Annotated in this window: 21 protein-coding genes; 17 read left to right on the top strand and 4 right to left on the bottom strand. The window is 44.1% G+C overall.

What is annotated here, in order from left to right:
* The 3 genes from QUA27_RS23620 to QUA27_RS23610 all read left to right on the top strand — a co-directional run.
* Positions 1-225, top strand: a 225-nt coding sequence (locus tag QUA27_RS23620) for a hypothetical protein (RefSeq protein ID WP_333071023.1), incomplete at its 5' end; no start/stop codon positions are given.
* A 57-nt stretch (positions 226-282) separates the two neighbouring features.
* Entirely contained in the window at positions 283-1011 is a 729-nt protein-coding gene (locus QUA27_RS23615; protein ID WP_333071030.1) for a lysophospholipid acyltransferase family protein, read from the top strand.
* Positions 1012-1155: 144 nt separating this feature from the next.
* On the top strand, positions 1156-1524 hold the full coding sequence (locus QUA27_RS23610; RefSeq protein WP_333071022.1) for a hypothetical protein: 369 nt from the start codon (positions 1156-1158) through the stop codon (positions 1522-1524).
* A 181-nt stretch (positions 1525-1705) separates the two neighbouring features.
* Here QUA27_RS23610 and QUA27_RS23605 read toward each other — a convergent pair whose 3' ends face one another.
* From QUA27_RS23605 to QUA27_RS23595, 3 genes are all read right to left on the bottom strand, one after another.
* On the bottom strand, positions 1706-2470 hold the full coding sequence (locus QUA27_RS23605; protein ID WP_333071021.1) for an ABC transporter ATP-binding protein: 765 nt from the start codon (positions 2468-2470) through the stop codon (positions 1706-1708).
* A 231-nt stretch (positions 2471-2701) separates the two neighbouring features.
* Complete coding sequence (locus QUA27_RS23600; protein ID WP_333071020.1) at positions 2702-2830, bottom strand: hypothetical protein; 129 nt, start codon at positions 2828-2830, stop codon at positions 2702-2704.
* 27 nt (positions 2831-2857) lie between these two features.
* Positions 2858-6178, bottom strand: coding sequence for an NACHT domain-containing protein (locus tag QUA27_RS23595; protein ID WP_333071019.1), 3321 nt, complete (start codon positions 6176-6178; stop codon positions 2858-2860).
* A gap of 527 nt (positions 6179-6705) precedes the next feature.
* Here QUA27_RS23595 and gor point away from each other — a divergent pair.
* The 11 genes from gor to QUA27_RS23540 all read left to right on the top strand — a co-directional run bounded on the left by gor (position 6706) and on the right by QUA27_RS23540 (position 19253).
* Positions 6706-8049, top strand: a complete 1344-nt coding sequence (gor, locus tag QUA27_RS23590; protein ID WP_333071016.1) for a glutathione-disulfide reductase — start codon at positions 6706-6708, stop codon at positions 8047-8049.
* Positions 8050-8229: 180 nt separating this feature from the next.
* Entirely contained in the window at positions 8230-8766 is a 537-nt protein-coding gene (locus QUA27_RS23585) for an opioid growth factor receptor-related protein (protein WP_333071014.1), read from the top strand.
* A gap of 55 nt (positions 8767-8821) precedes the next feature.
* Positions 8822-9784, top strand: coding sequence for an AAA family ATPase (locus QUA27_RS23580; protein ID WP_333071013.1), 963 nt, complete (start codon positions 8822-8824; stop codon positions 9782-9784).
* 3 nt (positions 9785-9787) lie between these two features.
* Positions 9788-11140: a DUF58 domain-containing protein gene (locus QUA27_RS23575; RefSeq protein WP_333071011.1), complete on the top strand. Its 1353-nt coding sequence runs from the start codon at positions 9788-9790 to the stop codon at positions 11138-11140.
* Positions 11137-13191 (top strand): transglutaminase-like domain-containing protein, encoded by a 2055-nt coding sequence (locus tag QUA27_RS23570; protein WP_333071010.1) that lies wholly within the window; start codon positions 11137-11139, stop codon positions 13189-13191. Before QUA27_RS23575 ends, QUA27_RS23570 begins: the two co-directional genes overlap by 4 nt.
* A 738-nt stretch (positions 13192-13929) precedes the next feature.
* Positions 13930-14520: a sigma-70 family RNA polymerase sigma factor gene (locus tag QUA27_RS23565; protein WP_333071028.1), complete on the top strand. Its 591-nt coding sequence runs from the start codon at positions 13930-13932 to the stop codon at positions 14518-14520.
* On the top strand, positions 14517-14969 hold the full coding sequence (locus QUA27_RS23560) for a hypothetical protein (protein ID WP_333071009.1): 453 nt from the start codon (positions 14517-14519) through the stop codon (positions 14967-14969). The genes QUA27_RS23565 and QUA27_RS23560 overlap by 4 nt, the downstream gene beginning before the upstream one ends.
* A 19-nt stretch (positions 14970-14988) precedes the next feature.
* Positions 14989-15474 carry a Spy/CpxP family protein refolding chaperone gene (locus QUA27_RS23555; RefSeq protein WP_333071007.1) on the top strand — a complete coding sequence of 162 codons (486 nt, stop codon included), beginning with the start codon at positions 14989-14991 and terminating at the stop codon, positions 15472-15474.
* A 483-nt stretch (positions 15475-15957) separates the two neighbouring features.
* Positions 15958-17616 carry an ABC transporter substrate-binding protein gene (locus QUA27_RS23550; RefSeq protein WP_333071006.1) on the top strand — a complete coding sequence of 553 codons (1659 nt, stop codon included), beginning with the start codon at positions 15958-15960 and terminating at the stop codon, positions 17614-17616.
* Between the two features lie 65 nt (positions 17617-17681).
* Positions 17682-18233: an AAA family ATPase gene (locus QUA27_RS23545; protein WP_333071003.1), complete on the top strand. Its 552-nt coding sequence runs from the start codon at positions 17682-17684 to the stop codon at positions 18231-18233.
* A gap of 9 nt (positions 18234-18242) precedes the next feature.
* A complete protein-coding gene (locus QUA27_RS23540; protein WP_333071001.1) occupies positions 18243-19253 on the top strand; it encodes an ABC transporter permease in 1011 nt (336 codons plus the stop codon).
* Here the strand turns inward: QUA27_RS23540 and QUA27_RS23535 are convergent, their stop codons facing one another.
* Positions 19254-19676, bottom strand: coding sequence for a hypothetical protein (locus QUA27_RS23535; protein ID WP_333070999.1), 423 nt, complete (start codon positions 19674-19676; stop codon positions 19254-19256).
* A gap of 518 nt (positions 19677-20194) precedes the next feature.
* Here QUA27_RS23535 and QUA27_RS23530 point away from each other — a divergent pair.
* The 3 genes from QUA27_RS23530 (at position 20195) to QUA27_RS23520 (ending at position 24700) form a co-directional block, all read left to right on the top strand.
* Positions 20195-22063 (top strand): efflux RND transporter periplasmic adaptor subunit, encoded by a 1869-nt coding sequence (locus QUA27_RS23530; protein ID WP_333070997.1) that lies wholly within the window; start codon positions 20195-20197, stop codon positions 22061-22063.
* A gap of 100 nt (positions 22064-22163) precedes the next feature.
* Positions 22164-23381: an ABC transporter permease gene (locus tag QUA27_RS23525; RefSeq protein WP_333070995.1), complete on the top strand. Its 1218-nt coding sequence runs from the start codon at positions 22164-22166 to the stop codon at positions 23379-23381.
* Between the two features lie 98 nt (positions 23382-23479).
* A complete protein-coding gene (locus tag QUA27_RS23520; RefSeq protein WP_333070993.1) occupies positions 23480-24700 on the top strand; it encodes an ABC transporter permease in 1221 nt (406 codons plus the stop codon).
* The last annotated feature ends 90 nt before the right edge of the window (positions 24701-24790 follow it).

Here is a 24790-nt window from a genome sequence, read left to right as displayed (position 1 = left end):
CCGTGTGCCGGGAAACTGGCAAGCACGGTTCCGAATGGGAGGGAGAAGGTGGTAACATCTTCTCTCGACCCTACCTTGCCCGATCGAGCTTTCCAGGCGGCCGACTACTTTGTATTAGTGCTGTCCGGTTGGCTGAGGTTTTACCTGTTAGAGATTATCTCTTGCGGGCGCGATCGCTCGATCGGTACAAGGCCAATAGCAAAAGTGTCCCGACCCAAAAACTAAAGATTTGTCCAATCACTTACTTTAGACTTGAGATCTCGAGAAAGCAGCTTAATTGCTATGCCCCACACCGCCACGATCGCCGTTGAGTCCAGTAAATCATCTCTAGTGAAGCCAATGCCTGCCAAGGTAGCATCTAATACCTCTCGCGTTTCTCCTTGGTTAACCTCCTTGCTCTATCCGCTAGGTCACTATGTTGTCCTACCGTTTCATTTTGGCAAGATTGAGATAACCGGACAGGAGCACTTGCCGAAAGACGGGCCTGTCATCTTAGCCCCTACGCACAGATCCCGGTGGGATGCCCTGATGATGCCTTATTCAACGGGACAGAAGGTGACTGGACGTGATTTGCGGTTTATGGTAACTGCTGATGAGGTCAAAGGAGTGCAAGGTTGGTTCATCAGACATTTGGGGGGGTTTGCTGTGGATCTCAAGCATCCGGCGATTGGCAGTCTCCGTTATGGAGTGGAACTACTCCTCGACAGGGAAATGTTGGTGATTTTTCCCGAAGGCGGCATTTTTCAGGATGGCGAAGTTCATCCGATTAAGCCGGGATTGGCGCGTTTGGCAATGCAAGCAGAGTTGAGCAAACCGGGTTTGGGGGTGAAAATTGTACCGATGAGTATCCGCTATCGCCCGCGCATTCCTCAATGGGGTGCTCAGGTAAAAATTGCGATCGGTTCTCCTATTTCCGTGGCGGATTATGCCAATGGTGGCGGTGGTAAAAAAGAAGCACGATTGTTGAGTGCCCAGCTCGAAATGGATCTTAAAAAGCTTGATGAAAGTTAAGAAGAAGGAAGAAGGAAGAAGGAAGAGGGAAGAAGGAAGAAGGAAGAAGGAAGAAGGAATTATGATATAATGTTTTCGGGTGCTGTGGAGAGATGCAGCACTTATTTGGCTGCTTTGTTATGTCTTTATTAAGTGTGAGCATTAATGGATTGTGCTTTGAACTTTAAGCCGGGTCAAATTGTCAGTTTAGAATGTGGAGATGCGTGCCTGCATTCCGAGGTAATCCAAGTGGTTGAGGCACGTCAAGTTTGTTGGGTACGCCCTTTGATGTTAGTTGTATCGGCGTCGGGGAAGGATTTATCGGCAGAATACACTTTATCCGATTTGCGAGATGGTGCTGATTTGCTTTGGCCGCTTAGCTTGTTTCGGGCGGCTTTAGATACTGAGGTAATTTCACTGTTGACCGAGTTGCACTCTCTGGATGCTGAAAAAAAGGATGGTGCGATCGCATCTCGGCAACTTAGAGATTTTGTCGATCGAGTTTGGGAAGCTTTTCCAAGTGCTTTTCATTAACCACATATCAGGCGTTTTGTCTATTAGTCCGCCAGGGGTTGAAAACCCCTGTCTAATAGCTAAAGTCCTCTTGCATAGGACTCATACCCTCTTGATTCTTTAGTCCGCGTAGGCGGACTTCGTTTGTCTAGAAGCGATTGAAATCGCCCAATTTTCTTTTCGCTTTTCGCGGACTATTATACTAAAATACAGCGTGTGAAAGCTCTTCGGGGTTGAGATTGTTATGAATAACTTTACCGTCGCGGAACCAGACAACGCGGCGAGTTTGGCGCGCCACTTCTGGTTCGTGCGTTACCATAACAACAGTCATGCCGCTTTCGTTGAATTCGGTAAAAATATCCATTACTTCTTGAGTAGTTTTTGTATCCAATGCACCTGTAGGTTCATCAGCCAGCAACAACACGGGACGGTTGACAATAGCCCTGGCGATGGCTACCCGCTGCTGCTGTCCTCCTGATAGTTGATTCGGTCTGTTTTGCAGCCGACTTTCCAGGCCTACTTTTGTTAAAGCCTCTACTCCCCGTTCGCGTCTTTCTGCTGCGGGAATGCCGGCATAAACCATCGGTAACATGACATTTTCTAATGCTGTCAATTGAGGCAACAGGTGAAATTGTTGGAAGACAAAACCTAATTTTAAATTGCGAATGCCGGCTAATTCTCCTTCGGGCATTTGGGCGACATCTACGCCGTCTAAGTAGTAACTGCCGGTCGTAGGTCGATCGAGACAGCCGATAATATTCATAGCTGTAGATTTGCCGGAACCCGATGCGCCCATAATCGAGCAATATTCTCCTTGTCTTACGGTCAAGCTGACGCCGTTTAAGGCACGAACTTCCAGGTCGCCAATCCCGTAAACTTTTGTTACCTCTTCCAGACCGACAACAACGGGCTTTGAGAGGACTTGCGGGTCGAGGTCTTGGTATGTATCGGTTTGTAGTTCAGGCATTTATTTTTCTGTGCGATCGACACAACTAACTACTAAGTTAACACTTCTTATCGGTTTTGGCGGCTGGAAGGGCGATCGTTTGGACCCTAATTGACGAGATATAAAAAAACTAAATCTTTAACGACGTGTTTGTGAGTTCTTTGATGACAGCCATCTGATGTTCTAGCACTAGATAGTTATCCAATTTGCTTTTTCCAGCGCGGGTCACGGCTTGATTATTATGGGCATAAATTAGGTCGGCGATATGCTCTTTTTCTTTCTCGGAGAGTTGAAAGTTGATAAGGATGTGCGGAGTGTGGCCGTCGCCAAAAATTCAACTATTTCTGCATAAGCTTTGGGGATATTAGTAGCTACAGTCATATTTTCTTTCTGGTTTTTGTGTTTCTCTCACAGGTTCTCTAATTCGGTCAACTTTTCGTGGGCAAACTGCCCGACTTCTTCATCTGGATCGTTGGCAAATAGATGGCGAAGTATTTCTAAAGTTTGTGGGTGATCGGAGTATTGCTCGACCATGATTTCAAGTGCTACTTTTCTAGGATGATATTGGAAGCTATACTGACGTTCAAAAGGATGATTGATAGCAATATCGCATAACCCCTCAAATATCTCTGGTTCATATTTCCACCCATATGCTAGTTCTGTAAGTGCTAAAAATTTCACCCTGAAATCATCATCATATTGAGCGCGTTGTTTAAGAATAGAAAAGGTTTTTGGGTCATCTTTCCACCCACGTGCTAACTCTATTAATGCGGCACTTCGTACATCTGAACCATCATCATATTGAGCGCATTGTTTGAGGATAGGTAAAGTTTCGGGGTCATCTTTCCACCCACGTGCTAATTTTTGCACTGCTACTTCTCGGACATCCGAATCATCATCATATTGAACGCGTTGTTTAAAAATATCTAAGATTTCCTGGTCATTTTGCCACTCCTGTGCTAAGTGTTGAAGTGCGGCTTCTCGCACATATGAACTATCATCATATTGAGCTAGTTGTTTGAGAATAGGTAAGGTTTCAGAGTCTTTTTTCCACCAGCGTACTAATTCTTGAAGTGCTGCACTTTGCACAACCCTGCAACCACTAGATTGAGCTGCTTGTTTGATAATATGTAATATTTCTGGGTCATCTTTCCATCCATGTGCTAATTCTTGGACTGCTAAACGTTGCACAAGGGAATCATCATAAAATTGAGCTATTTGTTTGAGAATGGGTAAAGTTTCCGGGTCATTTTTCCAGCCCCGTACTAATTCTTGGACTGCTGCGTGTCGCACGGCCCAATTGTCATCTTCAGATTGAGCCAGTTGTTTGAGGAGAGGTAAGGTTTCGGAATCATATTTCCATCCCCATGCTAATTCTTGGATCGCGGAATATCGCACACCCCAATTATCATCATCAGATTTAGCCAGTTGTTTGAGCCACAGTAAGGTTTTAGGGTCATCTTTCCAAGTAAAGGCGATCGCACTTACTGCTTGAGTATGAATTTCTCTAATCAGTTCAATTTCTTTGCCATTTACATGAAGACCTATGCTATGCTCGCTGAGAGGATACTTCGTTAACTCTTTTAAACATTCAAGCAATTCACTATCAATCCCAGCAATAATTTTTCTATCTCTCACCTCGTTCAAACACTTTGCAGCCAAAAACAGGCTCTGGCAATTTTCAAATTCCTCAGACTGTTCAATCAAAAACTCAATCAATTTCCCTGTAAACCGTCCATCAATCAATCCCGCAATCAAGCACAAAACTTCCTGCCAAGATTCATCATACCAGTGCGTACCAAAAACCTCTGTTTTTAACTCATCTAAAGAAAGTTCTCGCGTCTTCTCAAATCTCTCCACCACCTCCGACGCACAGAAGTATTCCAAAAAAGTTCGATGCACAAACCCATAAGTATCCGCACCCAAAAAACATAAAATAAAGTTGCGAGTTCGCAGTTGGTTAATTATCAACTTTGCCCGCTCTTTCGGTCGATCGAAATCTTTATTCTTTAGATATGCTGTCAGGGTATTCTCCAAATCTTCCGCACTAATAATATTGCCAGCTAAGCCTTGAGGTGCTGCTTGCATTTTGTAAGCGACTCGCCGCAGCATTTCTTGCTTATCTTTAGCATCAATAGTTTTTGGATCGAGCCTGCTATCCTCTACTAAAGACCTTTCCACATCCCATTGATACAGCAATACCCGCGAAGCTTGATTGTAAAGTTCCGCCCTGTCTCTCGGCAATTCTTGACTGCGATTCAAAATCGCCATAATCGTCAACAATAACGGATTACCCGCTAAATCTCGAATCGTTGATGAATACTCCAATGCTCTTTTCATGCGATCGCGAATTCGCGCTTTTTCCCCAGCATCAGTAAAAGTTAATTCGTGCCAGCGGTGAACAAAATCCTGAATTTGTTCCGCGTTCAAATCTTGGAGAATAAAGTGATGAAACCCTGCATCTTGCAACCGTTGAGGTTTGTAACCAATAATCCGAGACGTGACGATCGCTCGCACGCGGGGATACTCATTGGTAAACCGATGAATCGCCGTAATTACATCTTCTCGTTTCCCGGGATCGAAAATTTCATCTAACCCGTCGAACATCACCACAGCGTCGCCTGCTTCAAGCTGTTTGTGCAACTGATGCTGATTCAAGTGACAAATTGAACCCGGACTTTGATGGAAAAATTCCAGGAAATTCTTGCAGTGTCCTGATTCCCCGTTGCGAATGTATGTCCGCAATTCTATTAGCAGCGGAATCGGCTGAGATGTCACGCTATTTAAGGGCGATCGCGCCCAGTTTAATGCTAAATATTGTAACAGAGTAGACTTGCCAGAACCCGGATCGCCTAAAATCACAATGTAGGGATACTTTTGCTTGTCATTAATAACATCTAACACGGATACGATCGGCTGAGAAAAATAACCGCGCCGATATTTCTCTAAATTTTCTAGTTCGATCGCGTCTAATTGATTGGTGTCTTGCAGCCGCCGTTGATGTTCTTTAGGAATTTCGTAAGCTTGGGGCAGAAATGATTCGTAAATTGCTCGCACATCTTGGAAAATAAAGATTTGCCAAACCTTCAGTTTTTCCCGATAATCGTAGGTATTGGGATCGACGCTGCTTAAATTGAGATTGCTGTAACGCTCGCACAGAGCTTCTTGATATTGCCTCAAGTCAAAATCGGGAATAATCCCCGCCGTTTCTTGAGTATTTTTCTGAATGCTATCCAGATTTTGAGCATTCAAAATATCTCGTAAGTCTTTTGAGTCAAAGAGAATTTCTTGAACTTCTGCCAGATACTGATTGGCGATGGTTTGCCACTTAAATCTTGGTGGCAAAGAAGTTAAATTTAGTTGAGTCCAGGTTTGTTCCAGAAGTTCTGCATCGAGAGATTCGCGATCACTCTCAAAAGCCTTGCCCAAAATTTCCTTAACAGACTTGTTATTGATAAACTGTTTAACATCTTTAATATACCGCTTAATTTCCTCTGGGGGAAGTCCGCCAATTTTTAACTGCTGTTGCACCAACTCCAAAAACTTTTTGAGCGCTTTGCCTGCTGCGACTTGTCGGGGATCTTTTTCGACTAAGACGTTTTTCAGGGAATCTTTAAAAAAATATTTAGCAAAATCCCTCGCGCCGTCTTTGACTAAATCTTCTAAGATGGGTTGAACGAGAATGCCGACTCCTTGCGTCACTCCCCAGAGCAAAAGCCAATCGATCATAAAGCTAGCCCGAGAATTAATTTGTGTTTATAATATAGCAATTATCAAGAATTGATGAAATTATCAAAAACTGTAGGGTAATAATCTCCCGTGATTGGCCCGATAGGTTAGGGTAGTATCAGTTTTCTATCGCTGCGCTGCGATTAGCCCCCATCCCGCCTGATTGTTGGCCCCTACTACCCCTTCAAAATGGGGAAGAACATCAAAGTTTCGCTTTTTTACAGGGATTTAGGACGATCAAGACTCGGCTATAATGAGCGATCGACAATTAGCTCTTTTATTCTTGGCGGCGGCTCGAAAATAGTTACATTTTTATATGTTTCTTGTCGTTCGCTTGTGCTATAGTCTAATAATGGGAGTGTGAGCAATTGTACAATTTGCGCCCAAATTCCTATTGTTAAATAATACCATGTCAAGCGCAAAAAGTAAAGTAGTTGACCCCAAAAAAAACACAAAATTTTTGAGATATCATTAAGAAAAGTAAAGGACAAAAATCGTAAATTTGAGATAGGACATTCGCGACAATTATGACATACGACTACGACTTGTTTGTGATAGGTGCGGGTTCCGGCGGATTGGCGAGTTCCAAGCGAGCAGCATCCTACGGCGCAAAAGTGGCGATCGCCGAAAATGACTTAGTAGGCGGAACCTGCGTAATTCGCGGCTGTGTCCCCAAAAAACTCATGGTGTACGCCTCAACATTTTCGCACCTTTATGAAGATGCGGTGGGCTACGGTTGGAGTCCAGTCGAAAGCAGCTTTGATTGGGAAAAACTCATCACCAGCGTAGACGCAGAAGTGCGGCGGCTGAGCAAACTGCACATCAGCTTCCTCGAAAAAGCCGGAGTCGAATTAATCTCAGGATACGCCAAATTTATTGACCCCCATACCGTCGAAGTTGGTGACAAGAAATTTACCGCAGCCAAAATCTTAATTGCAGTCGGCGGAGAAGCGCAAAGAGTCCCAATTGTCGGCATCGAACACGCGATTACCTCTCGCGAAATATTCCTCCTAAAAGAGCAGCCAAAACGGTTGGCAATTTGGGGCGGCGGCTACATCGGCGTCGAATTTGCTTGCATTATGAACGGATTGGGAAGCCAAGTAACTCAAATCATCCGCCGTGACTTAATTTTGAACGAATTTGACACAGAAATTCGCACCAACGTGCAAGAAGGAATGATTAAGCACGGAATAAACATTTTGACAGAAAGCTCGATCAACCACATTGAGAAAACCCCAGAAGGCTTAAAATTAACTCTGTCGGGAACATCCGAAGAAACGCTAATAGTAGACGCGCTGTTGTGCGCTACCGGGCGTCAGCCTAATTTAGAAAAATTGGGTTTAGAAAATGCGGGAGTAGAAACAGATAAAGGTGCGATCGCAGTTACCAAAGACAGCCGCACCAGTCAGTCGCACATTTTTGCTGTCGGAGATTGCACAAACCGCATCAATTTAACGCCAATTGCGATCGCCGAAGGACGCGCTTTTGCAGATACTGAATTTGGCAACAATCCGAGAGCAATCACTCACGAAAATGTCCCGTCGGCGGTATTTTCGCAGCCGGAAGCAGGTACAGTCGGCTTAAACGAAGTGCAGGCTAGAGCAAAGTTTCCCGACTCAATTAAGTGCTACACAGCCAAGTTTCGACCCATGTTTCACGCTTTGACAGGTGCAGACGAGAAAACTTTTGTCAAGTTAATCGTTGAAACTAATACTGACAGAGTTTTGGGCGTGCACATGGTTGGGAAAGACGCGGGCGAGATTATTCAAGGAATGGCGATCGCTGTTAATATGGGAGCTACGAAGAAAGACTTCGACGCGACTATTGGCATTCACCCATCGACTGCTGAAGAGTTTGTGACTCTGCGGTAAAGCGGGCGAAGCAGCCAGGGGTTTAAACCCCTGGCTAATAGCTAAAGTCGGTTAAAACCGACTCAAGAAAACTATTTTGAAGCACAGGCAGGATGCCTGTTCCACACAAAAATTTTATTTTCTGGTTGTGGGGTGTCCCGCCAGCCCAAAAATACAATTTAGATACAAAACAGCTTATTAATGAGTAATTCAACTAAACAAAACAAAATTTTAGCATTCTATCTCGGCCAGCAGCCTGATTCACAAGGTCGCGCGATCGAGGATATTTGGTACTGGGATTACCAGAAGCTGGAATCCGTGCACAATTACATTCAATGGCTGTTTCCGTTGAGAGAAAAGAGTCGTTTTAATTCCAGCGCTCCTACTTTAAATGACGAGGTGATTCAAGCTTTTAGAACAAGTGAAGAGTTGAAAAGTCGCTTACTGCATTCGTTCAAGGTCATGCTGGCGTTTTACGGGTTAGAATGCCGCGAAGGGGAAAACGCAGGAATTGTAATTGCCAAATCGGCCGAATATTTGTCAAGAAAAAGAGAGTGGATTGAACAATCCAATCACAACTACCTGCGGCTGACTAGGATTCTCACAAGTTTGACAAATTTGGGATTGAAGAATTATGCTTTGGCTCTTTTCAGGTGTTTGGACGAGATATATAATGAAAATAAAGAAAGTATTGGTTTAAAAACTTATACATATTGGAAAAATGCTGTAAATAGTTAAATCGGGACAAGCCAATCAGCGGGACAGTAACCGAACGCTACGAACACAATAAATAATGGATAAAGCAATTACAGAAAATCACTCTCAGTCGGGCAGAGAAATTTATCAAAGGATTTCCAACAACATTCAAAAAGTGGTGAAAGGGCAATCAGCAGCAATCAGGAAATTGCTGTCAGCCTTTGTGAGTGGCGGGCACGTCCTCCTAGAAGATTATCCCGGTACAGGTAAAACTACCCTAGCTAAAGCCCTAGCCTTATCTGTCGATGTCAGCTTTAAACGCATTCAATTTACACCTGACCTTTTGCCATCCGATATCTTGGGCATATCCATGCTCGACCCCAATCAACGCACGTTCCATTTCCACGAAGGCCCAATTTTTGCTAATATTATCTTGGCTGACGAAATCAATCGCTCATCACCGCGAACCCAATCCGCCCTCCTAGAAGCAATGGCAGAATTTCAAGTCAGCATTGACGGAAATTTGCACAAACTTAAAGACCCATTTTTTGTCATTGCTACTCAAAATCCAGTAGAATCTCGTGGCACTTATCCACTTCCTGAAGCCCAAATGGATCGCTTTGCAGTTCAATTTAGTCTAGGATACATCTCGCCAGAAGACGAAGTTAACCTGCTCGGAGACCAAATCCATCAACATCCTATTGATACACTTCAAACCTGCGTTAATTTAGAGGATTTAATTAGCTTAAAACAGCAGGTAAAGCAAATTAGAATTAGTGAAGAGTTGAAACGTTACCTCGTAGATATCGTGAATGCAACTCGCTCAGCCGAAGGCGTACAACTAGGGGCGAGTCCTAGAGCTTCCATAGCTTTAATGAAAGTTGCTCAAGCCTTAGCTTTATTCGATGGCTATGAGTTTGTTACGCCAGAACATATTCAAGAACAAGCGGTATCAGTCATCGCTCATCGCCTAGTAATGGAACCTCAAGCGCGTTTTTCGGGTAGAATGGCCCCAGGTGTTGTTGAAGAAATTATCAAATCTATTCCTGTCCCCGCCTAAAAAATGAAACGTGTTTTTTACGCTATTTTTCGCTTCGGTGCGCGCGTAAATCGATCGCGAAAGAAGCGATTAACCAACAATGGGTTAGCAGTGCTTAGCTGCACGCTTTTAGCGGGAATTTTAGGATTAGATACTAATCAGACTGTGACTTATCAAATCTTTACTTTCCTGTTGTCAATTATAGGAATAGCCATAATTTTTAGTAAATTTTTTCGCTTCCGCTTCAATGCAGTACGGTTTTTGCCAAAGTTTGGAACTGTTGGAGTCACTTTAAAATACCGTATTCTCATTCATAACAAAACTAGCCAGAGTCAAAATAACCTGAAATTGTGGGAAAATTTTGCCGACATATACCCAAGCTTTCAAGAATTTATAGAAACACCTGAACCCGGTGAAGAAAAGCGCACTTCATTGGATAAATACTTCGGCTATTATCGTTGGCTGTGGCTGAGTTATAGAAAACAATGCGCCACAGCTAAGGTCATAGAATTGCCTCCTCTTCCACCCAATAGCAAAACAGAAGTGGTAGGTGAAATTACGCCGTCCAGCAGAGGTGTTATCCGCCTCTGCGGTCTAACAGTTACTAGGTCTGATCCTTTTGGGATTTGGAATGCTTGTAAAACAATTTCCTTGCCCCAATCTATGTTAATTTTACCCAAACTATACCATGTACCACCAATTCAGCTTCCTGGCTCAAGAAGGTATCAATCAGGTGGCGTAACATTAGCTTCATCCGTAGGAGATTCCGAGGAATTTAGGTCTCTGCGGGATTATCGGCCGGGAGATTCGCTACGCCAAATTCACTGGAAAAGCTGGGCAAAAGCAGGTAAGCCAATAGTCAAAGAAGAACAGGATGAATTTTTTGTGAGGCACGCCTTAATTTTGGATACATTTCACAGTGTAAAATATAGTGAACTTCTAGAAGAAGCAATCTCAATTGCTGCTTCATTATCCTATGAAGTTCAGACTCAAGAATCCTTATTGGATTTGATGTTCGTCGTTCAAGAAGCTTATTGTTTTACCTTTGGCAGAGGGCTGAACTCTACTGAAAAAATGCTAGAAATTCTCGCCTCTGTTGGTGCCTGTCAGGATAAAGGTTTTGACTCGCTTACCTCAGTTTTGATGGAAAAAATCTCTCTGCTAAGCGGTTGTATTTGTATATTTTTGTGTTGGGATGAACCTAGAAAAAGATTAGTAAATTATCTGAGAAGTCACGGTATCCCTACATTAGTTTTAATTTTAACAGAGCGAGAAGCTCAATTAGATAGCTTAAATTTAGAGTTGATTAAAGATGACTTAACAAGCTGCCATATTTTAAAGCTAGGTCAAATACAAGAGGAGTTAATGAAATTATGAAAATGCCAGTGTTTCTTTTGGGTGCTAGTGTAATTTTTTGGGGCTGGCAAACGGGACTATGGTTTTTTGCTTTGCCAATTGCTCTGATTTTAGAGGCAGCTAACTGGTTGCCTTATCGGTGGGATTTTTCAGCTAGTGATTTTAGGCGCATTGCTAATTTATGCCTGATTTTTTTGTGCTGTTTGCTGGTTTATCTCCTGGTCGCCAACCGCTCTATTTACTTGATATATAATTTGTTGCAGTGGCTTCCTGCTGTATTTTTTCCACTGGTAGCTGCTCAGGTATATTCTGTCAAGGAAAGTCTGGATATACGCCTAATGTTTTTGTGGCTAAACAAGGCAACAAAAAAAGCACTACTTAACCCCTTGATGGTGAATCTAAATTATCCATATTTTATCTGTTGTCTGCTATCCGCTAGTGCGACGAACAGTAGAGATATCTCTTTTTATGCTGGGATATTTTCATTAACCGCTATTGCTTTGTGGTCGGTGAGAACGAAAAATTTTTCATTTATTCTCTGGCTGGGTCTGATGTTAATTGCTGGCAGTATAGGATTTATAGGACAGATGGGCGTGCACCAACTTCACCTAGCAGTAGAACAGCAAGCAATCTCATGGCTTAGTCAGGGGAACTCTCAAGAAACAGATTTTTTGAAAAAACAAACGAACATCGGGTCAGTGGGATTATTAAAACAGTCAAATGAAATTATTTTTAGAGTTGCTGCTGAAGCTAAACAGACTCCTCCCCGACTGCTAAGAGAAGCCACTTATAATCGCTACAACTCTTCACTTTGGCTCGCCTTAAATCCTAACTTTGTTCCCGTACAACCAAAGATTAATGGCACAACTTGGGATTTAGGCGACCAACTACCAAATCCATCAACGATTACTATTTCGGCTACACTCCCAGGCAACCAAGGTTTATTAAAGCTGCCAGATGGAACTTTTAAAATTGAGGCATTGCCTGTCAGTCAGATGGAAAAGAATAAATATGGCACAATAAAAGTGGCGGGAAAAGTTGATATGCTGGCTTATCGAAGCTACTTTAATAATAATTTTTCTGTAGATAGCCCGCCTACAGAAGACGACCTGCAAATACCAAAATCAGAAATAGCTGCACTGAATAAAATCCTCAGTCAAATGGATACTCAAGGAAAGTCGCCATCAGAAATATTAGATAAAATAGACTTCTTTTTCCAAAAACAATTCGTTTATTCACTGAAGCTTAGGGGCAAAGATAATGATGCTACGCCTCTATCAACATTTTTACTGGACACTCGCTCTGGACATTGTGAATATTTTGCTACCGCTGCGACACTTCTCCTGAGAAAACTCGGTATTCCAGCCCGTTATGCTGTTGGATATTCTGTTCACGAATTTAGTTCTTTGGAGAACCAATATATTGTAAGAAGTCGCCATGCTCATGCCTGGACTTTGGCTTATATTGCGGGAAAATGGCAAGCTTTCGATCCTACGCCTTCTGATTGGGAAAGCATGGAGGATGCTGCGGCTCCCCGATGGGCATTTATCTCTGATTTATGGTCGCTACTGAGTTACAAAATTTTGCTGGGGTTGCGATATTTATCAGGTAGCAATGGATTGAAGTATGGGGGACTCATCCTGCTGGCAGCATTAATATTTTTTCGGATTCGTAATCCTAATTTTAAGAAAGCTGTACGCATTTTATCTAACAAACAAAGATGGCTAAAGGCTATTTATAAAAAAGATTCGTTGAGTAAGAAATCTGAATTTTATTTAATCGAACAGGCGTTAAATGAGTCTGGATTTATTCGCCCTCCTTCCGAGTCTTTAAAAAATTGGATCGAGAGGTTAAAAAAAGAAAAACCGGAATTATATTGTCTCGAAGAGTTAGCAGTGCTGCTCGATATTCATTATTGCGAGCGCTTCGATCCAAAAGGAATTCAAGACGCACAAAAAGCTGAATTTAAATTGGCAATTCAAGCCTGGATCGAGCAATATCGCAGGCAGGCGCTCGCCTCAAACTCTCAGGTTAATAAAAGCGGTAAGTCTACTATAGTTTTTTTCAGGTAGATGATGTACAGTTTTAGATTTTAAATGGGGGATTAAGGACTTTTTAATTGAGCCGTAAATCCCGCAATTATTCAATTATTCAATCTAAACTTGTACCTGCCTTAATTGATAACCGCTATATATACCTTTTCTAAATCACTTGTACAAGAGCGTCGGTTATTAGACAAGTCACAATTGCTTTATGCCTACTTAAGAGAACAGCCCTATCAGGGTACTTATACAATTAATCTACCCTCCGACCAAGGCATTGGTCGAACAGCAAGAGTGGAAACTAGCTCATAATCCACTTGTGTGTACGCGGTAGCCTTAAAAAGGGGGACGGAAGAGAAGATTCTTGTCCCCCCGCAACGATTCGGGGAGCGCCGGGGCGATCGGGTCTTAATCGCTAGACAGAAGACTCGCACTACATTTGAGGTTAAGTTGACACCAATGGGCATTGTCATGTCCCTACCCGCGGAGCAAATTTTTACTGGTTTTACTTGTTACTGCGGGCTTAGCGAAAGTAACACTTCTGGGGCGAGTCAGAGCGTCCATTTTCTCAACCAAGGCTCGGACTCTGGATTTGGGTTCCCAGGCTGTACACCTCGGAACCCGTTAATTACAGGAAAAATCAGGACACGGCACTGCCGTTTCCCTACCTGCCGCCTCGTCGAAAAAAATTTTAAATCCTTTGAACCTTTTTTGCGATCGCCCTGTCTAAACACTTCAGATAACGAACTGGTGGGGGAGACTTCACAGGTGTTAGGTGTGCCAGCCAATGTTTTAACCGATGACTGTTCCGACTCGGACTTAGTTGCTCAATGTTTAAAGGGCGATCGCACTTGCTTTCGCTACCTTTACCAACGCTACCAACACAAAGTCAGGTCAACCCTTTACCAACTCTGCGGCCCGTCGCTTCTTGACGATTTAGCACAAGAAGTATTCCTGCGAGTCTGGAAAGGATTGCCCAAACTCAAGCACCAGGAAAACTTTTCTACTTGGCTTTATCGAATCACTTGGAATGTGGCTTCCGACCAAAGACAAGCATTTGCTAAACAGCATTCTTTTGACTCCCAACTCAAAACTCAAGAAACCATGGAGGGGGTTATTCTCAAAGATAATACCTCGGACTTGATGCAGTTGCACTATCAAGATTTAGTGCAGCGGGGACTGGATCAATTGAGCTTTGAACACCGCAGCGTTTTGGTGCTGCACGACTTAGAAGACATCCCGCAAAAAGAAGTAGCCCAAATTTTGGGACTGCCTGCGGGAACCGTCAAATCTCGCGTGTTTTATGCCCGAAATGCTGTGCGGCAATTTTTGCAAAAAGAAGGTGTCAGCGAGCTATGAATAACCCAAGCAGCGACCAAGAGTTAGTTAATTTCTTGAAGCAACATCGCCCCAATATTCCTGAAGCTGTACCAGACTTAGAGCAAAAAATTCTAGCAGCAATCGACAGTAATCAGGCGAGTGTTTTCAATGAAAGCCAAAGCCACCGCAAAAAAACGCGATTAAGTTCCTCAGCTAAGCCTGATGACAGGTTAAAAATCTCCTCTGTTTCTAAGTGGGCTTTATCGTCGGCGATTACTGCTAGCCTGCTACTTTTTTGGTCGGGCTACCGTCCGTTTGAGACTGCACAAGTGTCCGATAAGGAAACAGCTCAGTTAGAAGCATTTTTAGTTACTAACTGGGAGGGTGTACTCCGTGATTCTCCCCAAGAAAGTATGACCGGGCGCTCACAAACAGACTGGTTGACTTTCAGCCCGGGTGCTGACAGTGAACCGCCAACAAATAAGTAATATCAAAGAGGCAATTTTCATGTCAATTCGTCGTATATCTGCCCTAGCCGTTTTAATGCTGACTCTCGGTAGCACAGCCGCAGCAATAGCAGTTCCTAATCCCCTAGAACCCCAAACACTTGCACAAAATCAGCGACCAAATCGACCTGCGGGCAAGGAAGGTGGGATGTTCGAGAAACTGAATTTAAGCGCAGACCAAAAGCAGCAAATGCAGGCAGTTCGCGATCGCTACAAAGACCAAGTTTCCCAGCGGATGCAAGCAGTCCGCCAAGCCAGACAAGAATTGGAAACCATGATGTCGGGCACGGCAAATACTAGCGAAATACGCGAAAAACACCGTCAAATAGTCGGATTGAGACAGCAGTTGGAAGAGGTGCAATTTGAAAGTACACTTGCAATGCGAGAAGTCCTCACAGCCGAACAGCGCAGCCAATTAGCTCAACTGATGCAGCAGCGCCGACAAACGGCTAGAAACAGGATGCAAAACGGTCAAAAACCGCAGTAGTTGACAAAGACTTTTGAGTGAATCGCAGGGTGTTTACGCACTCTGCGATTCATTAGTTCAAGCTCCCAGATTGGGAGCTTGAACTTTTTCAGGTAAGCTATAAATTGGAGTTTTGAGGCAGCAGAAGGAAACAGGAAGAAGAAAGAAGTCATAAGAAGTGTTTTTACAAATATGAGATGCTCTCCCAGATTCATGGAGTAAATCTAAAATCTAAAACCTAAAATCGAATGACCCCTCTAGCTGGGGCGAAACGTTAGCTTTCATCCTGGTTCCATCGCCTAATGTAAAGGTGTGGGTTGAGATTTTCCCCTCCAGCATGATATCATCAGGCTGCTATATTTGGTTTGTTAATTTAGACTGGCTTTTAATATAGAATTTACTAAATGAACTGCCGAGAAGGCAGAAATTACAGAGGTGAGAGAAAGAGCCAATTAGAAATTTATTGATATGAGTACAATTTTCTATTAAACTGGAGCTATTGAAATGAGATTGTTAAAACCCTGGCGTTTAGTTTTATTAAGTCTAGTTTTTGGGATGGCTGTAATTTTATCAAATTGCGGCACGCCCTCAAACACGGTTAGCAATAATTCTCCAACTCGGACAACTCCTGCTGCGGTTCCGGCTGGCGCTTTGGTTTACGGTGCGGGCGGGCAGCCGATCAATCTGGAACCGGGAAACATTACTGATGGCAATTCGGTGATTGTTATCGACCAAATTTACAATCGCTTGACTGATTTCAAACCGGGAACTGTGGAACTTGCGCCGAGTCTGGCTACTGAATGGTCAAGTTCTAAAGATGGTAAAAGTTGGACTTTTAAGTTGCGTTCCGGGGTAAAGTTTCACGACGGTACGGATTTTGATGCGGAATCTGTAAAGTTTAATGTGGAGCGCTGGTGGGATGCAAAAAATCTTAACGGTTATCGAGAATCTGGCAAAACTTATCCAATTTGGAAGAATTTTTTTGGTGGTTTCAAGGGAGATAAAAATTCCCTGGTAAAAGATGTGGCAGTTGTTGATAAGTCTACGATTGAGTTTGTTTTAAATCAACCTTTTGCTGCTTTTCCCTCGGCGATTGGGTCTGGTTATTTCGGGATAGCGAGTCCGGCGGCGGTGAAAAAAGCGGGTGCTAAATACGGCACTCCGGGGTCTGTCGCTGTGGGTACTGGGCCTTTTATGTTTAAGGAATGGCGATCGGGCGATCGCATTGTTTTGGAGAAAAATCCTAATTATTGGAAAACTGGGACGCCAAAAGTCAATCAATTGGTAATTCGTTTTGTTGACGATCCGGCGGCGAGACTGGCTCAGTTGCGAGCAGGACAACTTGATTTTACTGTGGATTTAACGCCAGATCAACTGAAAGAAGTTCAGGGAGATCCTAATTTAGAAGCTGTTGTGCGACCTTCTTTTAATGTCGGTTATTTAGGGTTAAATCCAAGTTACGAACCTTTGTCAAAACCGGAAGTCAGGCAGGCGATCGCCCAAACAATTAACAAGCCAGCAATAGTCCAAGCTTTCTGGGGAGAACTGGGAAAACATGACTCGCAATTTATCCCGCCTTCGCTGAGTTGGGCGGCGTCTGATAAAGTTAAAGATTATGAATTTAACCCCCAGCAAGCTAAAGCAATGCTTGCGAAAGCTGGTTATCCGAACGGTTTTGATTTGGATTTGTGGTATATGCCCGTCAGCCGTCCCTATTTTCCCACGCCGAAGCCTATTGCTGAGGCTTTTGCGGCGGATTTGAGCGCGATCGGGATTCGAGTAAAATTGCTGACAAAGGATTGGTCTGCTTATTTAGCCGATCGGGTAAAATCTCCCGGCTTTCAAGCTTTTATGATGGGTTGGACGGGAGATTACGGCGATCCAGACAATTTTTATTATCCTCACTTCGGGCCGGGTTCGACGGCGGATTTGGGAAATTGGAAAAATCCGAAAGTTCTGGAACTTTTGGATCGGGGGAGGGCGACTGGGGATAAAGCAGCTAGGGCGAAAATTTATGCGGAAGTTAGCGAGATTTTGCATGGGGAAGCTGTGCGTTTGCCGATCGTACATTCGCAGCCGCTTTTAGGAAAACGCAAGAATATTCAAGGTTGGATTCCGAGTCCTTTGGGGTCGGAGTCTTTTGAGGAAGTGAGCAAAAATTGAGAGTTTAGATCGAGACACCTCTCCTCGGTTCTCATACTTAACATGAATTTACCTTAACAAACAGTATGGACAGCAATCCGCAATCTGCAAATCATCAGCCACAAATTATTTTGATTACCGGGAACATGGCTGCCGGAAAATCAAGTGTGGCCCAATCACTTGCCGAACGGTTGCCCAAAAGTGTCCACCTTCGCGGTGATATCTTTCGTCGCATGATTGTGAATGGACAGGCGGAAATGGCGTTAAATTTGTCAGCAGAGGCATATCAGCAGCTTCAACTGCGATATCACCTGGCAGCAATGGCAGCGCGACACTATCTCCAGGCTGGTTTTACGGTCGTTTATCAAGACATCATAATTGGTTCGGCCCTGGCTGAGGTAGTTGCCACTTTCCACGATGTGCCGTTGTCGGCAATCGTTCTGTGTCCGAAGGCAGAAGTTGTAGCTGCACGGGATGCAGCAAGATCGAAAACTGGATATGCCAACGAAACCATGGTTTATGCCTTCGATCGCATTCTCCGTACCGAAACTCCTCGCCTTGGCTACTGGCTGGATTCAACCCATCTAACGGTAGAAGAAACGGTCGATCGGATTTTGGCAAATTTGCAAGGTGAATGAGATCAACTGATGTTTCAATATATTGTTAAACGTTTGCTGGGACTATTGCCAGTCCTTTTCGGAATCACTCTGCTAGTATTTATATTTTTGCATTTGATACCGGGAGACCCAGCTACAGTGCTTTTGGGAGAACGGGGAACTCCCGAACAGGTGGAAATTTTGAAATCGAGATTAGGTTTAAATCAGCCTTTACCTTTGCAATATTTGGTTTTTTTATGGAGTTTGCTGCGCTTGGATTTGGGAAATAGCATTATTAGCGGTATTCCGATAATTGATGAAATTACAAGTCGCTGGCCTGCTACTTTTGAATTGTCTGTGGTGGCGATGTTGCTGGCACTTTTTATCGGAATTCCGGCGGGGATTTTGGCTGCTGTTCGGAAAAATAGCTGGCTAGACAATCTCGCGATTAGCGGTTCGTTAATTGGCGTATCTTTGCCAGTGTATTGGTTGGGATTGATGTTGATTTATTTGTTTGCTGTTTATCTGAAATGGCTGCCTCCAAGCGGGCGGATTAGTGTAGATTTGGGGTGGGGTTTTAAGTCGATTACGGGTGTTTATGTTTTGGATTCTTTGCTGAGGTGGGATTTGGCGGCTTTGCGGGATGCGATCGCCCATTTAATCCTGCCAGGTTTGACTTTAGGAACTATTCCTCTGGCGATTATAGCTCGCATCACTCGTTCTGCAATGCTGGAAGTGCTTTCTCAAGATTACATCCGCACTGCTAGGGCGAAGGGATTGCCTGAATATTGGGTAATTTTGAAACACGCTTTGAAAAATGCGTTTTTGCCAATTGTCACAACTATAGGTTTGCAGTTCGGCACTCTTTTAGGTGGCGCTATTTTGACTGAAACGATTTTCTCGTGGCCGGGAATTGGTTCTTGGATTTACACTGGTATTCTGACGCGGGATTACCCGATTGTCCAAGGAGGAGTAATTTTTGTCTCTGTGACTTTTGTACTGATTAATCTGGCGGTTGATATTTCCTATGCTTTTTTCGATCCGAGAATTCAGTACCGTTAATTAAAAGGGGAGTTCAACAGAAAATGCTTGTTTAACATCCGGCTGTAACAGGTAGTAAATGCTAGCGGCTGCAAAACCCAGAGTTAAAAAATTGACTGCTGCACCTGCGCTGCCAAACATTTTGGCAATTTGCGCGAGAATGGCGACGACATGGATAATTAATGTTCCTGTCCAAGCCCAACTTTTGAGTTGAAACAAACCCCAACTTAAGATTAACGAAATAATTCCGATAATTAGAGCGATCGCCGCAAAAATTGCAATGAAGCCGCCGATTACAGTGCCAACTCTCGCCCCGCCGACAGCCGCACCGAGACCGCCAAAAATGCCGGCAAAAAGTAAGATGAACAAGCCGTCAAGGAGGCTGAATACGCCGCTAATTAGCTGCAAGATTGCCAAAACTGTAACGCTTTGAGGACGATTCATTATTTTGATTTTCCATTTTTAACGGATTTGAAAAATATTTTAACCTGTTGTGGTGACAGGGCGGATATGTATTCACGACTTACGCACCGCTACCCGTGAAACCGGGTTTATGAGAATAAGTGTGTCCATACTGTGTCGTTGCTAGATTCGCACTGGCAGATCCCGCTGCGATCGCTAACACGACTCCGCAATGACCTAGTGACACTCGATCGCCCGCTGTCGTATCTGCCTTTGTTGCTGGTGAGAAGCACGATCCTAGATCCCAAAAACAATATTATCTGCTAAAATATATTTTTATTTGCCAGCAGCCAGAAACGATTTTGTTTAGAACCACCTCTTTTGGCTGAAAAAACTTAACATTTTTTAATAACTTGCAAAGATTAGCTATAATTGTTTACAGGTGCTGATTGGGGAACTTTTTTAAATTCACCCGATCGGATGAGTCTGAAAGACGATGCCAAGCATCAGCAAAAATTTTACCTTTAAGGTAATCCTGAGATTAAATTAGGTGAGTCGGTATGATCGTTAGCCCTAAAAAGGAAACTGCTCAGGTCAAGGTGGAAGATACTCAGACTGTAGACACCAAGGCCGCAGAGACTAAAATTGCAGATAACAAAACCGCCCAAAAGCAGTCTCCGAAGAAACCCGCGCGCAAACCGCAACGGTGGGCGATTGGGTTGGTGGCAGCCGGGTTGCTAGCTGTACCGACCACTATATATGTAGCAAAAAGTCGATCGCAGCCGAAAGTAGATGCGATCGCCACTATGACAGTGCCGGTGGAAGCGCAAAACCTCACGGTGCGGATCACGTCCAGCGGCACGGTGCAGCCGGTACAGCGCGTGAATCTCAGCCCCAAAGGCTCCGGCAGGATCGCAGAATTGTTTGTCGAACAGGGCGATAAAGTGGAAGCAGGACAAATCGTGGCCCGCATGGAAAGCCGCGATGTAGAAGCTCAACTCGCTCAAGCTAAAGCCCGCGAAGCCAGCGCGCGAGCAAAACTTGCCAAAATCGAAGCCGGGAATCGATCGGAAGATATCGCTAGCGCCCGAGCGCGCTTAGAGCAAGCCGAGGCGAGTCTCGCGCAAGCCCAAGCCGGCAGCCGCGTGGAAGAAGTTGCAGGAGCCAGAGCTCGATTGCAGCAAACTCAAGCAGGCCTGCAGCGACTGCGAGCCGGCAGCCGCGTAGAAGAAGTCAGCCAAGGGCGAGCTCGTTTAGCCCAAGCTCAAGCTCGTTTAGCAGACGCTCAAACTGGCAGTGTCAAACAAGAAATTGCCCAAGCACAAACGCAAATTGACTCGAGTAAAGCTCAAGCCGAACTAACCGCTCAACGGGTGGAACGCAATCGACCGTTAGTGGAAGAAGGTGCTCTGGCTAAAGATAAACTGGATGAATTAATTAAAGAAAATCGTACTGCACAAGCTAAATTAATAGAATCTCAAAGACGCCTGCAACAACTGCAAGAAAGTCGGGAATCGCAAATTCAGCAACTGCAAGCTGCTGTGCAAGTCGAGCAGCAAGCATTGAACCAATTGCAAAACGGCACGCGATCGGAAGAAATTGCCCAAGCCGAAGCAGAAGTTGCCGAAGCTAAAAGCAAATTAGCGCAGCTAGAAAACGGCAACCGTCCCGAAGAAATCGCCAAAGCCGAAGCAGCAGTTGCTGAAGCAAAAAGCCAATTTGCCGCACAAGAAAACGGTTCTCGCCCGGAAGAAATAGCTCAAGCTCAAGCTGAATTAGCCGAAGCTCAAGCTCAAGTCCGCTTTCAAGAAGTGCAGTTAGAAGATACGAAAGTTCGCGCTCCTTTTGCTGGAATTATTACCCAAAGATACGCCATCCAAGGAGCTTTTGTAACTCCGGCAACTTCTGCCTCGGAAGCTACTTCGGCAACTTCCACATCGATTGTTGCTTTAGCTAGAGATGTCGAAGTTTTGGCTAAAGTTCCGGAGGCTGATATCAGTCAAATTAAACCGGGTCAAGAAGTTGAAATAGTCGCCGATGCTTATCCAGATAAAGTGTTTAAAGGCCGCGTTAAGTTAATTGCGCCGGAAGCTGTTAAGGAACGGGATGTGACGCTATTTCAAGTGCGAGTTGCCATTGATACGGGCAAAGAGTCGCTGCAATCGGGGATGAATGTAGATTTGAGATTTGTAGGTCAAAAGCTGAGCAATGCTTTAGTTGTGCCGACGGTGGCAATTGTCACTAATAAAGGTCAAACAGGTGTGCTAGTTCCGGATGAGAAACAGCAGCCGAAGTTTAAGCCTGTTACTGTTGGATCGACTATTGGCAACAAGATTCAGATTTTAGAGGGTGCAAAAGCGGGCGATCGCGTTTTTACCGAACTTCCTCAAGGTAAAAAATTAGAGGATATCATCAAGAATCAAAAGTAGTCATTTGAGTGCGATCCTCTCGCGCGCGAGTCATTAGTAGGGTGCGCAATGCGCACCTTACCAATTCCTTAATCTAAAATCTAAAATTCAAAATGGAATTATGGATATTGTTGAAAGCGTCAAAATGGCCGTCACAACCTTGATGGCAAACAAGCTTCGCAGCACCTTGACGATGTTAGGAATTATCATCGGCAATGCTTCTGTCATTTCGATGATCGGTATCGGCGAAGGAGCTCAAACGTTTATCGAGGGACAAGTTAACTCTCTGGGTTCAAACTTGCTATTTATTATTCCCGGAAGTCCTGAAGCGCAAACCCGCCCGGTGATTCCGCCCCAGACTTTAGTAGTGGAAGATGCAGAGGCGATCGCATCTCAAGTTGCTTCTGTCCAAGAAGTCGCACCAACTCTCAATGACAGTCAACTCGTTACCTACCGCAACAAAAATGTCTCATCTTCCATTGTCGGAACTACCCCAGAATTTCTGACAGTCAGAAGCTTTGATGTTGGTCAAGGTCGTTTTTTAAGTAAATTAGATTTAGAAAGACAAGAAAATGTGGTTGCTTTAGGATCGGAAGCAGCCGAACAATTATTTGGCAATACACAACCAGTTGGTCAATACATTCGCATCAAAAACTCTAGTTTTCAAGTGATTGGTGTCATGCAGGCGAAAGGCTCAAGTTTTGGCGACAATCAAGATATGAACGTTTATTTGCCCCTGACAACAATGGCAAATCGAATTGTTGGTCGCTCGTCTCCATACGGTACAAAAGTAACATTTATTTCGGTTGCTATTAAAGATGAAACTATGATGCAAGCTGCCCAATTTCAAATAGAAAATCTGCTCAGATTGCGTCATAAAATCACTAAAGAAGATGATTTTACGGTGCGAAATCAGAAAGATTTGATGAAGACGTTGGGCAGTATTACTGGTGCTTTGACGTTGATGTTGGCTTTTGTGGCGGCAATTTCGCTGTTTGTGGGCGGGATCGGGATTATGAATATTATGCTAGTTTCTGTTACCGAACGCACGAAGGAAATTGGATTGAGAAAGGCGATCGGAGCTTCTCAGCAAGATATCCTGATTCAGTTTATGATCGAGTCTGTGATTTTGTCAGCAGCAGGTGGCGCGATAGGCACTGGATTCGGTATCGGCGGCGTGCTTTTAGTAGGTGCTTTTACTCCCCTGCAAGCTAGCGTTTCCCCAGTGGCGATCGCACTTGCAGTAGGTGTTTCCGGCAGCATCGGCCTATTTTTCGGCATTGTACCCGCAAAACAAGCGGCTAAACTAGACCCGATCGTCGCATTAAGAAGTGCTTAAGAAGTCATTAGTTATTAGTAATTGGTTATTTGTTTGTTCATTCAATTAAAAATTACCAATTCTCAAATGCTCAATTCCCAATTCCCAATTCCCAAAGTATGAATTTTATTGAAAGCGTCAAAATGGCAGGTCAAACACTGCTAGCTAACAAAACTCGCAGCAGTTTAACAATGATCGGCATGATTGTCGGGAACGCCTCAGTAATTGCGATGATTGGAGTGGGACAAGGAGCTCAAAAATTTGTAGCAGGACAAGTTCAATCCCTCGGTACAAATGTATTGATAGTTAGGCCCGGAGTTCCCAACGCTAGGCGAAGTTCTATCGCAAGTGCGCCTCAAACACTTATAGTAGAAGATGCTAAGGCGATCGCAACTCAAGTCCCCTCCGTCCAAGGCGTGTCAGCAGAACTTAACAGTTCAGAGATTGTTCGCTACAGCAACAAAAACGTTTCTGCTCTAATTTTTGGCACGATTCCAGAATTTATAGAAGTCAGAAGCTTTGAAATGGCAAAAGGGCGGTTTTTGACCGAAGTAGATGTTAAGCAAAGTAACCAAGTTGTGGTTCTAGGTTCAGAATTAGCGGAAAAACTTTTTGGCAATATAAATCCCTTGGGCGAACAAGTGCGTATCCAAAATGTCAGCCTCAAAGTAATAGGAGTATTGGCACCCAAAGGCACATCTTTTGGTACGAATTACGATAACTCTGCCGCAGTACCGATCGCCACAATGGCAAACCGCATAGTCGGGCGGAAATCTCCCTACGGTTTAGCTGTCACGTCCATCTTTATTTCGATTAAAGATGAGTTGCAAATGGACGCGGCTCAATTTCAGGTAGAAAACTTGCTCAGACTGCGGCACAAAGTTACCACCGAAGATGACTTTACAGTCAGAAATCAAAAAGATTTAATGGCAACAATGGGTGCGATTTCTGGGGCTCTGACACTGATGTTAACTGCTGTTGCCAGCATTTCCCTATTAGTCGGTGGCATTGGGATTATGAACATTATGCTGGTTTCCGTCAGCGAACGCACTCAGGAAATTGGGCTCAGAAAGGCGATCGGCGCATCCCAACAAGATATCTTGTTTCAATTTATTGTCGAAGCTGTAATTTTATCAGCCGCCGGAGGGATAGTCGGTACTTGCGTAGGTGTAGGTGGTATTTTGCTTGTCAGTAATTTCACGCCCTTGCAAGCTGGTATTTCGCCTGTGGCGATCGCTCTTGCTGTCAGTGTCTCCGGTGCAGTGGGCCTCTTCTTCGGCGTTGTCCCTGCCCGCCAAGCCGCTAAACTCGACCCGATCGCAGCTTTGAGGAGTGCTTAATAAATATCTACTTACTCCGTTAGACAATCCGACCTTTTAGGCTAGGGTGGTAAAAATTATATTGCTCTAAATATTACAAAAAAATGTTTC

Source organism: Microcoleus harperi Pol14_C6 (assembly GCF_036701295.1).
GTDB lineage: Bacteria > Cyanobacteriota > Cyanobacteriia > Cyanobacteriales > Microcoleaceae > Microcoleus.
The sequence above is the reverse complement of the archived record's forward strand: the minus strand, read 5'-3'. Positions and strand labels throughout refer to the sequence as shown.

Coding starts and splice junctions, on each gene's coding strand:
- QUA27_RS23595 (WP_333071019.1), bottom strand. CDS start 6,178: ATGATCGATTGGCTTTTGCTCTGGGGAGTGACGCAAGGAGTCGGCATT.
- QUA27_RS23555 (WP_333071007.1), top strand. CDS start 14,989: ATGTCAATTCGTCGTATATCTGCCCTAGCCGTTTTAATGCTGACTCTC.
- QUA27_RS23570 (WP_333071010.1), top strand. CDS start 11,137: ATGAAAATGCCAGTGTTTCTTTTGGGTGCTAGTGTAATTTTTTGGGGC.
- QUA27_RS23610 (WP_333071022.1), top strand. CDS start 1,156: ATGGATTGTGCTTTGAACTTTAAGCCGGGTCAAATTGTCAGTTTAGAA.
- QUA27_RS23580 (WP_333071013.1), top strand. CDS start 8,822: ATGGATAAAGCAATTACAGAAAATCACTCTCAGTCGGGCAGAGAAATT.
- QUA27_RS23550 (WP_333071006.1), top strand. CDS start 15,958: ATGAGATTGTTAAAACCCTGGCGTTTAGTTTTATTAAGTCTAGTTTTT.
- QUA27_RS23600 (WP_333071020.1), bottom strand. CDS start 2,830: ATGACTGTAGCTACTAATATCCCCAAAGCTTATGCAGAAATAGTTGAA.
- QUA27_RS23520 (WP_333070993.1), top strand. CDS start 23,480: ATGAATTTTATTGAAAGCGTCAAAATGGCAGGTCAAACACTGCTAGCT.
- QUA27_RS23525 (WP_333070995.1), top strand. CDS start 22,164: ATGGATATTGTTGAAAGCGTCAAAATGGCCGTCACAACCTTGATGGCA.
- QUA27_RS23585 (WP_333071014.1), top strand. CDS start 8,230: ATGAGTAATTCAACTAAACAAAACAAAATTTTAGCATTCTATCTCGGC.
- QUA27_RS23545 (WP_333071003.1), top strand. CDS start 17,682: ATGGACAGCAATCCGCAATCTGCAAATCATCAGCCACAAATTATTTTG.
- QUA27_RS23605 (WP_333071021.1), bottom strand. CDS start 2,470: ATGCCTGAACTACAAACCGATACATACCAAGACCTCGACCCGCAAGTC.
- QUA27_RS23535 (WP_333070999.1), bottom strand. CDS start 19,676: ATGAATCGTCCTCAAAGCGTTACAGTTTTGGCAATCTTGCAGCTAATT.
- QUA27_RS23575 (WP_333071011.1), top strand. CDS start 9,788: ATGAAACGTGTTTTTTACGCTATTTTTCGCTTCGGTGCGCGCGTAAAT.
- QUA27_RS23615 (WP_333071030.1), top strand. CDS start 283: ATGCCCCACACCGCCACGATCGCCGTTGAGTCCAGTAAATCATCTCTA.
- QUA27_RS23530 (WP_333070997.1), top strand. CDS start 20,195: ATGATCGTTAGCCCTAAAAAGGAAACTGCTCAGGTCAAGGTGGAAGAT.
- gor (WP_333071016.1), top strand. CDS start 6,706: ATGACATACGACTACGACTTGTTTGTGATAGGTGCGGGTTCCGGCGGA.
- QUA27_RS23540 (WP_333071001.1), top strand. CDS start 18,243: ATGTTTCAATATATTGTTAAACGTTTGCTGGGACTATTGCCAGTCCTT.
- QUA27_RS23560 (WP_333071009.1), top strand. CDS start 14,517: ATGAATAACCCAAGCAGCGACCAAGAGTTAGTTAATTTCTTGAAGCAA.